Annotated in this window: 15 protein-coding genes; 12 read left to right on the top strand and 3 right to left on the bottom strand. The window is 48.0% G+C overall.

Features of this window, described 5'->3' with window-relative positions:
- Positions 1-7: 7 nt before the first annotated feature.
- From NK638_RS01180 to NK638_RS01155, 6 genes are all read left to right on the top strand, one after another.
- Positions 8-1,159 (top strand): histidine kinase, encoded by a 1,152-nt coding sequence (locus NK638_RS01180; RefSeq protein WP_274631606.1) that lies wholly within the window; start codon positions 8-10, stop codon positions 1,157-1,159.
- 324 nt (positions 1,160-1,483) lie between these two features.
- A complete protein-coding gene (locus tag NK638_RS01175; protein ID WP_274631605.1) occupies positions 1,484-2,221 on the top strand; it encodes a LytR/AlgR family response regulator transcription factor in 738 nt (245 codons plus the stop codon).
- 206 nt (positions 2,222-2,427) lie between these two features.
- Entirely contained in the window at positions 2,428-3,462 is a 1,035-nt protein-coding gene (gene hemC / locus NK638_RS01170) for a hydroxymethylbilane synthase (protein ID WP_075101392.1), read from the top strand.
- Positions 3,463-3,552: 90 nt separating this feature from the next.
- Entirely contained in the window at positions 3,553-4,641 is a 1,089-nt protein-coding gene (locus tag NK638_RS01165) for a uroporphyrinogen-III synthase (protein WP_274631604.1), read from the top strand.
- Between the two features lie 99 nt (positions 4,642-4,740).
- Complete coding sequence (locus NK638_RS01160; protein ID WP_274631603.1) at positions 4,741-5,694, top strand: hypothetical protein; 954 nt, start codon at positions 4,741-4,743, stop codon at positions 5,692-5,694.
- Positions 5,695-5,760: 66 nt separating this feature from the next.
- Positions 5,761-6,243: an acyl-CoA thioesterase gene (locus NK638_RS01155; protein ID WP_274631602.1), complete on the top strand. Its 483-nt coding sequence runs from the start codon at positions 5,761-5,763 to the stop codon at positions 6,241-6,243.
- A gap of 125 nt (positions 6,244-6,368) precedes the next feature.
- Here NK638_RS01155 and ribBA read toward each other — a convergent pair whose 3' ends face one another.
- Entirely contained in the window at positions 6,369-7,481 is a 1,113-nt protein-coding gene (gene ribBA, locus NK638_RS01150) for a bifunctional 3,4-dihydroxy-2-butanone-4-phosphate synthase/GTP cyclohydrolase II (protein WP_274631601.1), read from the bottom strand.
- A 306-nt stretch (positions 7,482-7,787) separates the two neighbouring features.
- A complete protein-coding gene (locus tag NK638_RS01145; RefSeq protein WP_274631600.1) occupies positions 7,788-9,077 on the bottom strand; it encodes a replication-associated recombination protein A in 1,290 nt (429 codons plus the stop codon).
- A gap of 311 nt (positions 9,078-9,388) precedes the next feature.
- Here NK638_RS01145 and NK638_RS01140 point away from each other — a divergent pair, with 311 nt between their 5' ends.
- Entirely contained in the window at positions 9,389-9,892 is a 504-nt protein-coding gene (locus NK638_RS01140) for a type IV secretion protein Rhs (RefSeq protein WP_274631599.1), read from the top strand.
- Between the two features lie 254 nt (positions 9,893-10,146).
- Positions 10,147-11,061 (top strand): hypothetical protein, encoded by a 915-nt coding sequence (locus tag NK638_RS01135; RefSeq protein ID WP_274631598.1) that lies wholly within the window; start codon positions 10,147-10,149, stop codon positions 11,059-11,061.
- A gap of 125 nt (positions 11,062-11,186) precedes the next feature.
- Here NK638_RS01135 and gltA read toward each other — a convergent pair whose 3' ends face one another.
- Positions 11,187-12,467, bottom strand: a complete 1,281-nt coding sequence (gene gltA, locus NK638_RS01130) for a citrate synthase (RefSeq protein ID WP_274631597.1) — start codon at positions 12,465-12,467, stop codon at positions 11,187-11,189.
- Positions 12,468-13,554: 1,087 nt separating this feature from the next.
- Between gltA and sdhC the strand changes: the two genes are divergently transcribed.
- From sdhC to NK638_RS01110, 4 genes are all read left to right on the top strand, one after another.
- Positions 13,555-13,941 carry a succinate dehydrogenase, cytochrome b556 subunit gene (sdhC, locus tag NK638_RS01125; protein WP_274631596.1) on the top strand — a complete coding sequence of 129 codons (387 nt, stop codon included), beginning with the start codon at positions 13,555-13,557 and terminating at the stop codon, positions 13,939-13,941.
- Positions 13,942-13,943: 2 nt separating this feature from the next.
- Positions 13,944-14,348: a succinate dehydrogenase, hydrophobic membrane anchor protein gene (gene sdhD, locus NK638_RS01120; RefSeq protein WP_075101435.1), complete on the top strand. Its 405-nt coding sequence runs from the start codon at positions 13,944-13,946 to the stop codon at positions 14,346-14,348.
- Between the two features lie 389 nt (positions 14,349-14,737).
- A complete protein-coding gene (sdhA, locus tag NK638_RS01115; RefSeq protein ID WP_075101403.1) occupies positions 14,738-16,588 on the top strand; it encodes a succinate dehydrogenase flavoprotein subunit in 1,851 nt (616 codons plus the stop codon).
- 186 nt (positions 16,589-16,774) lie between these two features.
- Positions 16,775-17,485, top strand: a complete 711-nt coding sequence (locus NK638_RS01110) for a succinate dehydrogenase iron-sulfur subunit (protein ID WP_105244551.1) — start codon at positions 16,775-16,777, stop codon at positions 17,483-17,485.
- Positions 17,486-17,565: the final 80 nt, after the last annotated feature.

Here is a 17,565-nt window from a genome sequence, read left to right as displayed (position 1 = left end):
CTAGGGTTTGAAGAGTTGGCGTTCATATCGATACAAGACAAGTCAAGAGAATAAGAACTCAAGTATAGCAAATGATGAGGTTGCCTTACTAGCGGAGCGCTTAGAGTTTTTTATCCCCAAGCTCATGGAAGTCATGAAGCCTTGGCAGTGGCTGATTTATATCTTTTTTTGGTCGCTGTTTGTCACGGTGATCGACCGCCATGATCTAGCTACTTGGTCTGACTTTATAATCAAGCTTGGCAGCCGAGTGATACAAAACACCTTAAGCATCATCCCTTCTTTATATATCATCGATTATCTGCGCCCTGTTTTTAAGAGCATGAGCATACCCAAGGTCAGTATGTATGTGCTCGCCATCCTTATGCTGGCCTCTGCTGTCTCTATGGTGTTGGTCTTGCTGGTCATGACAAACATGGGCTGGCACGAATACAGCCTACAAAACTTCGTGTTAGAAGTGGTTTTTGACTTAATCCTTACAGGCGGTTTTGCCTTGGTGTTTTTATTGTACTTTTTGCGCCGTTATCATGAGATGAATGCCCTTAGTCAATCCTTTGAGCACAAACTAAACGCCCAAAACGACTTAATCAAAGCCCGTATCACACCGCATTTTTTCTTTAATACCATCAACACACTGGTGTCGCTGATTGAGTCTAATCCAGCGCGCGCCTCCCAGTTGCTACAGCATGTCTCAGCGCTGTTTCGCGCCAGCTTTAGTGGCGCGCGTGAGATCAGCTTTGAAGAAGAGATCGCTTTGTGTGAGCACTATTTGGCCATCGAGTCTAGCCGGCTATCTGACAAGCTTGATGTCACTTGGCAGCTGCCAGATGAAGACATCATGTATGATATGGTCATCACCGCTTTAACGCTACAAAGTGTGCTAGAAAAAATGCTTCTTAACGTGGTGGAGATGACCACAGAGACGATTTTTATTCATATCAAAGTCACTTGGTATGAGCACCGCGTCAACATTACCATCAGCGTCCAGCTCCCCAAAAAAACCTTGATGATCAATCATGACTTGCGCCAGCACATGAATTTTTATATCCAAGCAGAGCGTCTGCGCTCGTACTTTGGCCAAAGCGCCGATATCAGAAGCAAAGTGACCAACAGCCAAATCATTACCTTGATTGATTATCCGCTACAAGACGTCGGGATATAGCGGTCTGTCATCTAGCTATCTGTAAGCTAGCGATTATCAATAGATACCCATTACTAATACAAACTTTTGTTTAATACGATTAATATGAAGCATGACACAGTTATTGCACCGTACTGTTTATAATCTGCACGATAATCGTCAATATCTACTATATATTTGACCGATAAATAAGCGCTGTCGCTGCCCAAATTAAATGTTCAGAATACCTGCAATAATCAAACATTTTTTTATGCTAAGTCCTTGGGCGTTAGTGTTATTATTGATAGTAGGTTGATGAATTATTTCACTAAATCGTATTAAGTATGTCCTAAAACAGGAGTTTGCATGCGGATCGTAGTCTGCGATGATGAGCCATTGGCGCGTGAGCGTTTGGCCAGAATTGTACAAGAGTCAGGCCATCAGGTGGTGGCACAAGCCACGACAGGGGCAGAAGCCATTGTCGCTGTCAAAACCCAGCAGCCAGATATCATATTGTTAGACATTCGTATGCCTGAGATGGATGGGGTGCGCTGTGCGCAAGCGCTGAACGAGCTTGAGCATCCGCCAGCCATTATCTTTGTCACCGCCTACGATCACTATGCCATTGCTGCTCTCAAGGCCAATGCCATCGGCTATTTGCTCAAACCTGCCAATAAAGACGAGCTGCTGGAGGCGCTAAACAAAGCCAAAAACCTAAATGCCGCCCAGCTCAACGAAATCCGTAAGCTTGAGGACCCGACAGCGCGGCCAATACGTGAGCATATCGCCGCTCGTACCCATCGCGGTGTCGAATTGATTAAACTCACAGACATCTACTACTTTACTGCCGATCAAAAATACGTCAAAGTCCGTCACAAGAATGGTATCGTATTGATTGATGAGACACTAAAAGAGCTTGAGCAAGAGTTTGAAGACCGGTTGTTCCGCGTCCATCGCAATGCCATTATCAATCTGAGCTTTTTGGACTACTTAGAAACCTTGGATGCCGGCCAATATCAAGTGCGCTTTAAAGGCATCGATGAGACATTGGCGGTGAGTCGTCGCCACCTGCCAGCGTTACGTGATAAAATCCAAAGCATGTAAAGCGCTATCTGTAACTGACTGTTTTTATAGAGAAATAATCATCCCATATCATCAAACCCTTATTTATGCTTAAATAGGGGTATTTTTTTGCGTCAGCGTTTACTATCAACGAGTGATAGCGCCCATTTTTGTGGCAAATCGACCGTATCGTTTCATGCAGAGATGATTCGCACTGATATTGTATATCAAACTTATTGAGGCCTTTTATGAGCAATCTGCAGCAACCTGCTTTGACTACCTTAAACATCGCCACGCGCCAAAGCCCATTAGCCTTGTGGCAAGCTGAGCATATCCGCGATCGTCTGTTGGCGCTATATCCTGAGATGACGATTAATTTGCTAAAAATCGTCACTAAGGGTGACAAAATTTTGGATACGCCACTGGCAAAAATTGGCGGCAAGGGTTTGTTTGTCAAAGAGCTTGAGCAAGCGCTTTATAATAAAGACGCAGATATCGCCGTGCATTCGCTAAAAGATGTGCCCATGCAGCTGCCTGAAGGCTTGACGTTGGGGGTGTACTGCAAGCGCGCCGCCCCAACCGATGCGTTTGTGTCTAATACATACGATAGTATCGATGCGTTGCCGCAAGGCGCTATCGTTGGCACCTCAAGCTTGCGCCGTCAGTGTCAAATCAAGGCTTATCGCCCAGATCTACAAATCAAAACCCTGCGCGGTAACGTTGGTACCCGTTTGAGCAAATTGGACGCAGGCGAGTATGACGCGATTATTTTGGCCACCAGTGGTTTGCAGCGTATTGAGCTGGACGAGCGTATTCGCGGTGAGCTGGATATCGATGCTTGTCTGCCCGCGGTTGGGCAAGGAGCGTTGGCGATTGAGTGTCGCGAGGGCGATGATGCAGTATTGCAGTTATTGGCACCGCTAAATGATAATAAAGCGCGTATTCGCCTGATTGCTGAGCGTGCCCTCAACCGTCATTTAGAAGGCGGCTGTCAGGTACCGATCGCAGCCTATGCAGTCTTGCAAATGGCAGACGAGACCGAGGATGATCGTGCGAAAAATACCGAAAATGGCAACAATGACGACGGCAACATATTGTGGTTGCGCGGGCGCGTGGGGCAGGCCGATGGTAGCGAGCTGCTAAAAGCAGAAAAACGCATTACCTTAACTGGTAACCAAGACGAGCAAGAAACTCAGGCCAATCAGCTGGGTATCGATGTGGCTGATATGTTACTTGCTGATGGTGCAGGCGCTATTTTATCAGCGATTTATGATACCAAATAATACGCAGATACCGCTGTCTGAGCTGCAAGCCAGTAATTAAGATGGGTTTGCGACTTGTTTATTTCTTTCGATTTTTGTCATGGTACGTCTATGTCATCCACCTCATCTCATCCAACATCTACCGCTCGGCATAAGAGCGCGGCCCCATCAGCGCCTGCGCGCGTGGTCATCAATACCAGACCGGTAGAGCGTGCCGCTCCGCTGACGCAGCACCTACAAGCTGCGGGTCTAAGCGTGGTAGAGATTCCGATGCTGACGTTACAGCCGCGTCCTACCACAGATACGGACATGGCGCTGATGCGTCAGTGGTTTGCAGGCGACTATCAGGCACTGGTCATCGTCAGTCCTACGGCGGCAGCAGCGGGACTAGCGGTTTGGCAAGCGCTTGCCCGCGAGCGCCATACCCAGCACTCTGAGACAAATGGTGACAAGCAAAACAATGAAAGCCAAAACAATGAAAGCCAAAAAACCACCGAGCGGCAAAACCTCAGTGCCCCCAGTCACTTGATTGCGGTAGGAGAGGCGACAGCTGCGGTCTTAAATGAGGCAAAAATCAAGGCGGCAAGCTATCACGTGCTGCAGCCGCGCGTGGCCAATAACGAAGGCATGCTTGCGATGCCAGAGATCGACAGCTTGCAAGCAGGGGACAAGCTGTTGGTATGGCGCGGTCTTGGTGGCCGCCGTTTATTGGTTAACACGTTACAAGCGCGCGGTGTCCATATCGATAGCATCGCTTGGTACGAGCGTATTATGCCTCATGAGGCCTGTACGCAATACAATCAGTGGTTACAGCAGTTTTCTACGGCCGCTTCTGTGCCTAGTCCCCTATCATCAGAAGCAATACCAGCAGCGCCAAGCACCGCTCAGCATCCAAAGCCTATACCCAAACAGTCAAAACCGGTCGTTATCATTAGTAGTGCCACCGCCTTTGAGCATTGGCGCCAAGTGATCAGTCAAGGTAAGCGACAAGCAAATGATGAGACGAGTGCTGAGGATACTGTAAAGCAGCCATTGGCAGACAGTACAGGGGCTGATGGGTTGCCCAAGCTCAAGCTGTCGGACTTTGCTTATGTGGTGCTGGGTGAGCGCTTGGCCAATATGGTTGCCGATGAGCAGTTGAGCTACTGGCGGGTGGAGGATTTGGCACCAGCCACCATACTGGCTGCGATCAGTGCTTGATACGCCTAGGATATGGCTGTTTTGTCATCAGGATGATTATTCCCGTTTTATACGGCTTGCGACAACCATGACCCAATCTACCAGTAACGGTGCTGTACTATGTCTATGAACCCTGAGTCTTCATCCAAGGACCCTTCTGCTATTCAGCAGCGCCGGCAAGCAAATATGCTACTCATACGCTTGCAATGGCTGACGATTTTATTGCTTATCGCCGCCTTACTCTGGTTATATATCAGCCAGCAGCGTTTTGAGCAGAGTGTTCACGAGCGTCTGCAAAGTAACGAGCAAGTTGTCAGCCGTTTAAACGAGATGGATGATCGCTTGTTTGCCATGAGTCAGCAGACGCTACCTGAGCCGCGCGTGGCAGCCAGTAGCCAAGCGCAAAATCAGCTGGATTTACTGCGTATTCAAATAAAAGCGGTGGATAGGCTGCTGGTGGATAACAACGATAGCGCGGCGATTGATTTGCTGCGAGGGCTACACTGGCAGCTGTCGCAAAGCAGTAATGAGATTGCCCCTGCGCTGACGGTGGTGATTAAGCAAAGCCTGCTAAAAGACATTGAGCGTCTACAAGCGCAAAGCGCGCAGCCAAGCCCGTGGCAGATGCATAACTTGGCCATGCAAAATATCCAAACCTTTTTGCATCGCCATGAGCGTCACGACCATAAAGAGGGTAGCAAGGACAATAAAACCCCAGCTGAAGACACAGCTAAAAATAAAGAGGCACTGACCCGTAGGCAGCTGACCATCCACGAGACTATTATGACGCTGAATTTGGCCATGCAAGCCAGCAATATGCGCGACCGTGAGCAGCTCATCAGTTATCTGTCGCAGGCACGCAAACAGCTCATAACCCTCACGCCAAGCGCTGATGAGCGGCAGAAACAGACACAGGCCAACCTGCAAGCGTCAGATCAAACGGCCAATATCACGATGATGCAAGCCCCCAACGACGTGGCAGAGGTGATCAATTGGCTAGATCAATTGATTGTCGAAGCACCCAAGCCCACGGCGCTATTGACCACGCAAGTCTTAGGCAAATCGCAGCGCTAGTCGTTGGTGCTCGATGATAAGACACACCCAAATAATAAAAAATAGCATGATAAAAAAGGACACTTTATGAACCGCTCCCTAACAGCCGATTTACCGACAGTCAATGAACCCCTAGCGACTGAGCTGACTCACTATCCTGTCATCCATCATCAGCCGATTCACTGGGGCGAGATGGACGCCTTTAAACATCTAAATAACGTGGTGTTTTATCGTTATGCTGAGTCAGCGCGTATTGCTTATCTGCAGGCATTAGGCATGTTTGATGGCAGCATGGTGACGGTATTGGCACAGTCAAGCTGTCAGTATTTGCGTCCTGTGGTCTACCCTGATACTTTGTTATTAGGAGTGCGCTGCCAGCGTTTGGGCCGTACCAGTATCGTGATGGAGTATAGTTACTATAGTACGGCGCAAAGTCTGGTAGTGGCGACGGCTGAGGCAGTGGTGGTGCGCTTGGACAGCGCTGGTAAGGACAAATTGCCGTGGAGCAGCGCCGAGCGCGAGCGCCTATTGGCATTAGAAGCGACCGTTGGTCATACTCCTGAGGTCTGAGCCTCAACTTTTATAGATGTTACTCGCACATAAAAAAGCACGCTCAGTTTATAAGCGTGCTTTTTTTATGATTGATAAGGCCACTTAATCACTATCGAATAGTGCTTAAATAATAATCACAGTGCCTAGCCTTGTTTGGGTGCATGCACAAAATCTACTACGTTTAGATCAAAGCCTGACAGTGCATAAAACTTCATGGGCGATGACAATAAGCGCATATCACGCACGCCTAAATGACGCAAAATCTGTGCGCCAACCCCGATGCTACGATATGGCTGCTGGGTGATGGTTGATTGCGATTGATTGTCCGCCGCTTTATCCAGCGCATCGCCTAGATCAACGGGCTGATTGCTACCAATCCAAACCAGCACGCCGCGCTCTGAGGCGCTGATTTCTTCCAACGCTGACTGTACGCTCCAGCCGCTACGACCTGTCATATCGTTTTTGGCGGCAAACAAGTCACGCAGCGGATGGAAGCCATGGACACGGACAGTACTGACGCCTTCGCTGACATCGCCCTTGACCAAGGCCAAATGCGTCTCTTCAGCGCCAAACTCACGGAAGCGGTGCAAGGAAAAAGTCCCATGCTCGGTCTCAAAAGGACGCGTCTCTACTTCTTCTACCGTTTGCTCGTTGGCGATACGGTAATTGATCAGATCAGCGATTGTACCCATCTTGATGTCGTGCTCTTTGGCAAAGATTTCAAGATCGTCACGACGTGCCATCGTGCCATCAGCGTTGATGATCTCGACGATGACCGCTGCAGGCTCCAGTCCCGCTAGGCGAGCCAAGTCGCAGCCTGCTTCGGTGTGGCCGGCACGGTGCAGGACGCCGCCGTTTTGTGCCATGATAGGGAAGATATGGCCAGGTTGTACGATGTCTTCGGGTTTGGCTGATGCAGAGACCGCTGCCTGAATAGTGCGCGCGCGGTCAGCCGCTGAGATACCTGTGGTGACGCCTTCAGCCGCTTCGATAGACACCGTAAAGTTGGTGCTAAACTTTGCTTCGTTGCGATCAGACATTAGTGGTAGTGCTAGCTGTTGGCAGCGCGCTTGCGATAGGGTCAGACACACTAGGCCGCGAGCATGGGTGATCATAAAGTTGATGTCTTCAGGGCGCACATGGGTGGCGGCCATGATGATATCGCCTTCGTTTTCGCGGTCTTCATCATCCATTAAGATGACCATTTTTCCAGCACGGATGTCTTCGATAATCTCAGGAATGGTATTTAAACTCATAGTAAGTCTCGATATTTTATTATGTGTAGATAGGTGTGAGGTAACATATATAGCATGATCTGCCTATAGTAACAGCCGCTGACGCCATAGGCTGTTGCGATTAGGCAACGCGCCGCTGTCTACATTTATTCGATGATTGGCACGACTCGGCTATAGGTACGGACGCTAGGCACGATTGCCTAATTACTTATATATCATTATGAGGACATTTTAACGCTTTTTATCCTATCGTGCTGCCCCATCTATAAACTATATCCCGAAGTCTGTCAAAAACAGCGTTCAGTATTACTAATAAACGGGCAGGTTTTAAGAGTTGCTGGCAGATTGGGATTTTAGCCAATCCATAAACTGCTTGCTGTGCTGCTCGCGCTGATTATCAGCAAAGTGATAAAAGCGCGTACCCAGCAGCGTATCTGGCAGATAATGCTGCGGATAATAATGATTGGGGTAGTCGTGTGGATAGGCGTAGCCCTGCCCATAGCCTTGATGTCGCATCAATTTGGTCACGCCATTGCGCAGATGTAGCGGTACGGGAGAGGCGTCTTTTTCTGCTAAGGCCATCGCCGCATTTATCGCTTTATAAGTGCTATTGCTTTTGGCACTGGTCGCCAGATACACCACCACTTGTCCTAAGATAATGCGCGCCTCAGGCATACCGATGGACTGCACGCTACGCAGGGCGGCATCAGCGAGGAGTAGGGCATTGGGGTTGGCATTGCCGATATCTTCGCTCGCCAAGATGACCAAACGCCGCGCGATAAATTCAGCTGGCTCTCCGCCCACCAGCATCCGCGCCATCCAGTAGAGCGCCGCATCAGGGTCGGAGCCGCGCACGGACTTTATCATGGCGGAGACAATATCGTAATGCTGCTCGCCGTCTTTATCATAGCGTACCAGCGCCGTTTGTGCGACGCGAGCGACCAGCGCATCATCGATGATCAGCGGCGATTGTCTGGTATCCGCCGTTTGTATGGCCAGCTCTAGTAGATTAAGCGCCTTTCTGGCATCGCCCTGTGCCAGTTGGCTAATGGTGTCTTGTGCCTGCAAATCCACGACCAAGTCTTTGAAAATGCTATCTTCTGAGATAGCACGCTGCAACACGGCGGCGATTTGCTCGGGTGTCAGTGGCTCCAAGCGATAAACCTGACAACGCGATAGCAAAGCATTGTTGACGCTAAATGAGGGGTTTTCGGTGGTTGCCCCAATCAAGGTAATATCCCCAGACTCAACGGCGCCAAGTAAGGCATCTTGCTGCGCTTTGTTAAAGCGGTGTATCTCATCGATAAACACCACCGGCGACTCAAAGCTCAACGAGTCCTTAACCTCCAGCACTTCGCGTAACTGTTTGACCCCCGTATTGAGTGCCGACAACGCATGAAACGGCCGACCCACGGCATCAGCCAATAGCATAGCAATGGTAGTTTTGCCGATGCCTGCCTCACCGTGCAAGATAATGGAGGGCAGATGGCCTTGCTCGACCAAGCGTCGTAGCGGTGCCCCAGCTGCCAGCAGGTGCTCTTGACCGATGATGGCATCGAGCGTCGCTGGGCGCATGCGCTGGGCAAGCGGGGTATCGGCATGAAAGTTTGGCGGCATAACACTCTCTATCGTTAATCAATGGGGCGGCAAAAGGATAGTCAATATAAAAGCACAGGTTCAGTATCAAATTAAAATGTATCGACTATCTATCATAGGATATCAATTGCGCGTAGGACTATCCTAGCACTCCTTACCCTAATGTATAACTTCTGTCTTCGCGACTTTTATTTTTATATCAAAAGCCTTATTAAACAAATAAGACAGCACCAGTTATAGCAGCACTTGTACTTCCTAGGTGTTTATCTAGGCACTTATATCTTATATAACGGCACTTATATTATGCACCTACATAACGGCATTGATTGTTTATGATACGTGAGACCATACAGCAGTTATTGAGCCAAGCGCGGCGTTTATCAAGTCATCAGCGCCCAAAGAGGCGGTCGCGTCATCTGAGTGCAGGTGAGGTTGCGCTGGCACGTTCGGTATTTGGCGACAGTATTAGGCTGGAGGATGTGCAATTAAAAACAGCGTGGTGGGTGCTTAGACATTACGCTGTCAGCCCCAATGGTCATATTTACTTTCATCCAGCAGACTGGATCACAGACTTTAGCCAGTCCTCCTTAAGTAAGCAAAGCTGGCTAATACATGAGCTGACGCACGTTTGGCAGCTACAGCAGGGTATCAAGGTAGTACGCGGGGCGTTGGTCGATCGGCGTTATGACTATGTATTTACAGTAGGCAAGCCCTTTTTTAAATATGGTATCGAGCAGCAGGCGCGTATGGTACAAGACTATTTTGTCCGTCGCCAGCGTGGTCAGGACTGCCGTGATTTTGAGCGCTGTATACCGTTTTTGACGACCGCTTCTTGAGTCTGAGGTCACACGTTTAATGCCACAAGTCTACTGTTGTCAAAAATCAACTGTCAACGTCGCCAGCTCGACACTCCGTTCACAATTGACGCTTCTTATTGACATCAATAACCACTATGCTAAATAGTGTTATGAGAGGTTTATGACCCAGACGCTAGCACAGTATCACTCAGCAACGGATGGCGGTGATACGCCTATCTTTTATTATTTTGCGTCAACTCATTATTTTGCGTCAACAAAGGATATGTACTCTGATGTATAAATTTTTACCAGATAAAGCCAAGAGTCATGATACCGCTCATGATAGTCATATGAATAAAACACCATCACCTAATCGTAAGTATGTTGCCATGACTGTACTGGCTGCGACGCTGAATGGTGCATTGCTACTCGGCGGCTGTCAGCAGCAGACCGAGACCGCACCTGTCGTCGATGATAGTCAAGCGACTGAGCAAGTAGCTAGCGAAGATAGCAAGCCTGTACCGCAAAGTGAGTCGGCAGCGGCGCGTATTGAGCAGTTTGAGCCAATTTATGTGACGCAAATGCAAAGCCTTCAGCGCCGGCTACAGGCCGAGTATGAGTCGCTGCAAGCGGCAGACTCGACCCAAAGTGCCGAAGATTTGTTGTTAAATAGTGCGGATACAGCAGGCGATAACACGACAAATAGCGGTGACGCCGCGACGGCTCAAAATAGAGAAAGTGGCGATGAGGCAGCAGCAGACATCAATACCAGCACAGAAGTGGGCGAGCGCGATTTGACCGTCCTCAAACGTATTAGCCTCGAGCCACGCAAGCCTGTCATGCAAACAGAAGATGAGATCATCGACAGCTACCAGCAGGCAACGGCGGCACTTTATCAGCCAGTGATCACGCCGCTGAGCGCTGACGAGGTAGATACCTTGATAAACATAGCGACTTTGGTGCCGCAGCTGTTTGAGCATGCTGAGATTGCAGGTAGGCTCAGTGCCAAAAGTCCAGCGCTGGCACGTCTTATCATTCAGCATCAGGTTTGGGAGCAGATAGAGGCGCAGCAAGTCATCGATATGCAGCAAATGAAGCTCAATCAACAACAAGAGTTTGAAGCACTCATGGCCAAGTTTAACGAGACCATCAAGGGTTATGATGAGCAAATTGCCAAGTACGAACAAACGCTTAAAGCATTTGAATAAACAGCCACCGCTCAAGCTATGACGGCGACAGCCAGCATCACAGCGCTTATCTATCGACCACAAAAAATCCCGCATATAGCGGGATTTTTTATGGTTTTTTTATACACGTGCCGTATCTAAGCAGATTACTTGCGGTCTTCTACTTTGACAAAGTCACGATGCGTCTCGCCAGTGTATAGCTGACGTGGGCGACCGATTTTGAACGGTGCGCTGTGCATCTCTAACCAGTGGCTGATCCAACCTGAGGTACGCGCCAATGAGAAGATGACAGTAAACATAGACGTTGGGATACCAATGGCTTTTAGAATGATGCCAGAGTAGAAGTCAACGTTTGGATACAAGTTACGCTCAACGAAGAACGGATCTTCTAAAGCGATTTTTTCTAGTGCCATGGCCAGCTCAAGCTTAGGATCGTTGATGCCTAGGGCGCCGAGTACTTCATCACAGGTCTCTTTCATGACTTGGGCACGTGGGTCAAAGTTTTTGTAAACACGGTGGCCAAAGCCCATGAGCTTCACTTCACGGCTCTTCACTTTTTCCATAAATGCTGGCACGTTTTCGACAGTACCGATTTCATCTAGCATCTCAAGCACAGCTTCGTTGGCGCCGCCATGTGATGGACCCCAAAGGGCGGCGATACCAGCGGCGATACAGGCATAAGGGTTGGCACCCGTTGAGCCGGCTAGGCGCACAGTAGAGGTCGAGGCGTTTTGCTCGTGGTCTGCGTGCAAGGTGAAGATTTTGTCCATGGCGCGGGTGACCACGTCGTTTGGCTCATAGTCCACATCAGCAGGCGTGGCAAACATCATGTACAAGAAGTTTTCCGCGTAGCTAAAGTCGTTACGTGGATACATGAACGGTTCGCCCTGCGAGTATTTATAACTCATCGCCGCAAGCGTTGGCATTTTTGCGATCAGACGAATAGCAGTGATTTCGCGGTGTGCTTCGTTGCTGACGTCTAGGTTGTCATGATAAAACGCTGACAAGGCACCCACAACGCCCACCATAATCGCCATTGGATGCGCGTCACGGCGGAAGCCTTCAAAGAATTTACGTAATTGGTCATGCACGCCTGTGTGCTTACGGATTTTTTCAAAAAAGTCCGCTTTTTGCTCGGCGTTTGGCAAGTCGCCATGAATCAAGGCGTAGGCCACTTCTAGGTATTCAGCATTGTTTGCCAGCTGATCGATAGGGTAGCCGCGGTGCAACAGCTCACCTTTACCACCGTCGATATAGGTAATTTTTGACTCAACAGGAGCGGTTACTTTGAAACCTGGGTCATAAGACCAAAAGCCTGAGTCTTGTAGAGCAGCAATGTCGATAACTGGGCGCCCTAAAGTACCTTTGATGATAGGAAGTTCGTATTCTTCACTATTGACGGTTAGTTTGGCATTAGTGTCAGCCATAAATTGCTCTCCATTGATTTAACTTGTTAGAATAAAATTACTATAGACGCATACCCTCGCGCCCAGGATTACTACAGGCGCTTACCCTCACGCCATGCTCAGTCAAACGGTCAAAATACATTTAACGCATTTAATATGCTGGGTATATTAGCAGCAATTCCTTGCGATTTGAAAAGACTTTTACCATCAATGCCGCCAATAGGCACGGTTTGGTCGTGTTTGTTCACTGTAATTTTTGTATCAAAATATGTCTGATTGGTTATTTTGCCGCAAATCTTACTTTTTATTGGCAGCAAAGACGCGCTGTGATGTCACTTGGATTTTATAAGTATCAGACTCGGTATCCACAATTGGCGAGATGATTTGTCTGTGCAAGCTGGCAGTATGGATATGACAGACAAAGTACGTGCGGCAAATTTTTTTAGGATTGCTGGCCGTATCGCTATGTTTGATAAGACAAAACGCTGTTGTATTGTGAACTGATTGTTCCTTTTTTACCACATAATGGATAAATTTGTAATTATCGCCCAGTCATTTTATAATTGCAGCTACTTAACTGGCACGAGTTTTGTGCGGATTGATAAGTGGTCATGATATAGTGTCGTCTAGAGCTTCTCTATTCATACTGGTATTCATATTTGGTTACAGCTGGACAATGTCAATAGACCCAAACCCAACCGACGGTTTGAATGTTCTTGTTAACTGTTCTATTTTTAAACACTTAGCGTCAGGTTTGCACCCTTATAGATAACACAATCGCAAGATAACAAAATATGGTTATCTTGTGATAAGTGCGACCAGTAAAAATAGACTAGTTAATCGATCTTACTCATGTTTATTTTCTTTGTTGTATAATAGACAGGTTGTTTGACCGATCTGTTTGCCAAGCAGTTGTAAACCGAGCAGTCGTAGACAAAGTATCAATACCTTACCACATGATTCTTTCTTCACCTTTAGCACAAACTAAACGAAGTCAGCTAGCTCTTCCTTACTTTATTCGTCTCGTGTGTTGCTCTACGCTTAATTGACACAATCCCGACCTATGTCATGCGTTGATAGCAGATACAGGAGTATAACCGCAAAAAGGATGCCCGCTGTGAAAAGCAACCGACCTATTGATCTGCCTTTAAGCCAAGTGATTAGCGTTAATCGCTCACCGATTGCGATCGCTTCTATCTTGCATCGTATCTCTGGCATTATTTTATTTTTATTGATTCCTGTCATGCTGTGGTTACTACAGAACTCATTGGCGTCGCCTGAGAGTTTTGAGACCGTGTTTGACAACGTACTTGTGCGCTTTTTAGCATGGATATTTGTGGCTGCGATTGCTTATCACTTTGTGATGGGCATCAAGCACTTATTTGCTGATATGGGCATGAACGAAGAGCTAAAATCTGGCCGCGCCGCATCTAAGGTCAGTTTTGTGATTGCAGCGATTTTAATTATCGCGTCATTTGTATGGGTGATGTTCTAATGATTAAAAATGATTCAGGAATCAAAAGCGCAACTGGTCTGACAGGTTCAGGCTCACGTGATTGGATTGTCCAGCGTATCAGCGCGGTCGTTTTGGCCGTTTATAGTGTGGTGTTGCTGGGTTTCTTTTTGACCCATGGCGATGTCACTTATCTTGAGTGGTCGTCATTTATGACCAGCTTACCGATGCGTCTGTTTAGCTTGGTCGCTGTGGTGGCACTTGCAGGCCATGCTTGGGTAGGTATGTGGACCGTATTCACTGACTATATCACCTCAGGCAAGATGGGTGAGAGCGCGCCAAGATTGCGTTTGGTATTACAGACTTTGATGATTATCTCTATTTTAGTCTTTTTATTTTGGGGCATCATGATTTTTTGGGGTAATGGCTTTGGTGTCGTTGCTGTTTAATGATGAGGTGAGCACCCAAATTGGGTGGTAACGCCAAAATATCGATAAAAATGGATGGCTGTAAACGTGATTGATAGCTTGGTTATCACTGCCATTCATACATAGCCGAAAATAGTCATAGCATTGGGTTTGGTTACTTATTTATTCTATGTCTAATATTTTATGTTTAAAAAGACAAATGCGCTGATAGGGCGCTCGATAGATAAGCCGCCGAGCATAATACCGCTCAGCCCAGTATAACGATAGATATGCAAATTAAGTGGTTAAAGGCCAGATGTGTCATAGGCTTTAGATAGGCTGCACTGAGAAGATAACTATTGGTGTACAGACACAGGACAGATAGCCTTTTTATTTACTTCTAAGCATTAACAGGCATTAGGAAAACCGTAATGGCAACTAGACAAGATAATACCATTAGTAATATTAAGACCCTAAACTACGATGCCGTCATCGTCGGTGGTGGTGGTTCAGGGATGCGTGCTTCACTGCATTTGGCTGAGTCAGGCATGAAGGTTGCAGTTTTGACCAAAGTATTCCCAACCCGTTCGCACACCGTCGCAGCCCAAGGTGGCATCGGTGCAAGTTTGGGTAACATGAGTAACGATAACTGGCATTTTCACTTTTATGATACCGTAAAAGGCTCAGATTGGTTGGGTGACCAAGATGCGATCGAATACATGTGCCGTGAAGCGCCAAAAGTCGTCTATGAGCTTGAGCACATGGGCATGCCGTTTGACCGTAACGAAGATGGCACGATTTATCAGCGCCCATTTGGTGGTCATACCTCAAACTATGGCGAAAAAGCGGTACAACGCGCGTGTGCGGCAGCTGACCGTACAGGTCACGCCCTGCTACATACGCTGTATCAAAAAAACCTAGAGCAAGGCACCGAGTTCTTTATCGAGTGGATCGCGCTTGATTTGATCAAAGACGAAGACGGCAACATCAACGGTGTGGTGGCGATTGAGCAAGAAACTGGTACCATCGCTGTCTTCCAATCACCAATCACCGTACTAGCGACAGGTGGTGCAGGCCGTATCTTCGCCGCGTCTACCAACGCTTATATCAACACAGGTGACGGTATTGGTATGGCCGTGCGTGCTGGTATCCCGCTACAAGATATGGAGTTCTGGCAGTTCCACCCAACCGGCGTGCATGGTGCTGGCGTACTATTGACCGAAGGGTGCCGCGGTGAAGGGGCTATCTTGCGTAACAAAGATGGTGAAGCGTTCATGGAGCGTTATGCGCCAACGGTCAAAGACCTAGCGCCTCGTGACCTTGTATCGCGCTCGATGGACCAAGAAATCAAAGAAGGCCGCGGCTGTGGTCCGAACGCTGACCATATCGTAATGGACATGACGCACCTAGGTGTCGATACCATTATGAAGCGTCTACCATCAGTGTTTGAAATCGGTAAAAACTTCGCCAACGTCGACATCACCAAAGAGCCAATTCCAGTTATCCCGACCATTCACTATATGATGGGCGGTATTCCAACCACGATTCATGGTCAGGTCATCGTACCAGATCTAGAAGCGGGTACCGATGAAAACGGTCTATACGCTAAAGGCAACGTGGTAAAAGGCCTCTATGCCATCGGTGAGTGTGCGTGCGTCAGTGTCCACGGTGCCAACCGTTTAGGTACCAACTCACTTCTTGACTTGGTGGTATTTGGCCGCGCAGCTGGTAAGCACATCGTTGATGAGTTCCACCATGCCGACCACAACTATAAGCCATTAGATCCACGTGTGCTTGACTTCACCATGCGTCGCCTAGACAAGCTGCAGCAGTCTACTGAAGGCTACAATGCGCAAGATGTCGCTGATGAAATCCGTGCTACCATGCAAAAACATGCCAGCGTATTCCGTACCCAAGCCATCATGGACGAAGGTGTTGAAAAAATCTTGGCACTGGGTGAAAAAATCGACAAGATCCACTTGGCCGATAAATCACAAGTCTTTAACACTGCTCGTATCGAAGCCTTTGAAGTGGCAAACTTATACGAAGTTGCGAAAGCTACGATGATTTCAGCGGCGCATCGTCACGAAAGCCGCGGCGCGCATAGTGTCTCTGATTACGATCGTCCAGAAGATGATGATTACGCACCAAATGGCCGTAACGATCACGAGTGGATGAAGCATACCTTGTGGTATTCTGAAGGCAACCGCATCATTTACAAGCCAGTTCGTAAAGTGCCGTTGACAGTCGACTATATCGAGCCAAAAGTCCGCGTCTACTAATATTGGACGCCGCGCCTGATATATACTCGATATATAAACTGCGCAAACGTTTTATCCCTTATTCATTTATTAAAAGGTGACCGCCAGCTACATGCACTTGCCCGCGCTAATGATAAACCAATCGTTAGCGCGGTGAGGTCGCAGTCTTTGTATGCCCGCCATCACCTATGTGTGGAGTTTAGCATTATGAGCCGAGGTACTCGCACCATCGAAATCTATCGCTACGATCCTGATGTGGACGCAGCGCCGCGCATGCAAACCTATACGATTGAGCTGTTAGACTCAGATCGTATGTTGCTTGACGTGTTATTACGCCTAAAGAAAGAAGATGAGACCCTCACTTTCCGCCGCTCTTGCCGCGAAGGCATTTGTGGCTCTGATGGCATGAACATCAATGGCAAAAACGGTCTTGCATGTCTTATCAACATGAACACCTTGCCAGAAAAAGTCACCGTCCGTCCTCTACCAGGTCTGCCTGTGGTTCGTGATTTGGTCGTCGATATGAACCAATTCTATGAGCAATACGAAAAAGTACACCCGTACTTAATCAATGATCAGCCAGCACCGCCGACAGAGCGTCTGCAATCACCTGAGCAGCGCGAACAACTAAACGGTCTGTACGAATGTATCTTATGTGCATGCTGTTCGACCAGCTGCCCATCATTCTGGTGGAACCCTGATAAGTTCTTAGGCCCATCAGCATTGCTACACGCCTATCGTTTTGTGGCTGATAGCCGTGACAGTGATACGCAAGCGCGTCTTGCTCGTTTGGACGATCCGTTTAGTTTGTTCCGTTGCCGCGGTATCATGAACTGTGTGTCAGTTTGTCCAAAAGGCTTGAATCCAACCAAAGCAATTGGTCATCTGCGTAATATGTTGATTGACCAAGCAGGTTAATCGTTTATAATTGCATGGTTTTTTACAGATACTGTAAAAAAAACACCACCTAGCTATTAGGTGGTGTTTTTTATTGATTA

The sequence above is a fragment of the Psychrobacter sp. A3 genome, assembly GCF_028823565.1.
GTDB classification, from domain to species: Bacteria; Pseudomonadota; Gammaproteobacteria; order Pseudomonadales; family Moraxellaceae; genus Psychrobacter; species Psychrobacter celer.
The sequence above is the reverse complement of the archived record's forward strand: the minus strand, read 5'-3'. Positions and strand labels throughout refer to the sequence as shown.

What these genes read in the sequence shown, in the direction of transcription:
- NK638_RS01145 (WP_274631600.1), bottom strand. Translation starts at nt 9,077, where the DNA reads ATGCCGCCAAACTTTCATGCCGATACCCCGCTTGCCCAGCGCATGCGC.
- NK638_RS01155 (WP_274631602.1), top strand. Translation starts at nt 5,761, where the DNA reads ATGAACCGCTCCCTAACAGCCGATTTACCGACAGTCAATGAACCCCTA.
- ribBA (WP_274631601.1), bottom strand. Translation starts at nt 7,481, where the DNA reads ATGAGTTTAAATACCATTCCTGAGATTATCGAAGACATCCGTGCTGGA.
- hemC (WP_075101392.1), top strand. Translation starts at nt 2,428, where the DNA reads ATGAGCAATCTGCAGCAACCTGCTTTGACTACCTTAAACATCGCCACG.
- NK638_RS01135 (WP_274631598.1), top strand. Translation starts at nt 10,147, where the DNA reads ATGTATAAATTTTTACCAGATAAAGCCAAGAGTCATGATACCGCTCAT.
- sdhC (WP_274631596.1), top strand. Translation starts at nt 13,555, where the DNA reads ATGCCCGCTGTGAAAAGCAACCGACCTATTGATCTGCCTTTAAGCCAA.
- NK638_RS01110 (WP_105244551.1), top strand. Translation starts at nt 16,775, where the DNA reads ATGAGCCGAGGTACTCGCACCATCGAAATCTATCGCTACGATCCTGAT.
- sdhA (WP_075101403.1), top strand. Translation starts at nt 14,738, where the DNA reads ATGGCAACTAGACAAGATAATACCATTAGTAATATTAAGACCCTAAAC.
- NK638_RS01165 (WP_274631604.1), top strand. Translation starts at nt 3,553, where the DNA reads ATGTCATCCACCTCATCTCATCCAACATCTACCGCTCGGCATAAGAGC.
- NK638_RS01140 (WP_274631599.1), top strand. Translation starts at nt 9,389, where the DNA reads ATGATACGTGAGACCATACAGCAGTTATTGAGCCAAGCGCGGCGTTTA.
- gltA (WP_274631597.1), bottom strand. Translation starts at nt 12,467, where the DNA reads ATGGCTGACACTAATGCCAAACTAACCGTCAATAGTGAAGAATACGAA.
- NK638_RS01160 (WP_274631603.1), top strand. Translation starts at nt 4,741, where the DNA reads ATGTCTATGAACCCTGAGTCTTCATCCAAGGACCCTTCTGCTATTCAG.
- NK638_RS01175 (WP_274631605.1), top strand. Translation starts at nt 1,484, where the DNA reads ATGCGGATCGTAGTCTGCGATGATGAGCCATTGGCGCGTGAGCGTTTG.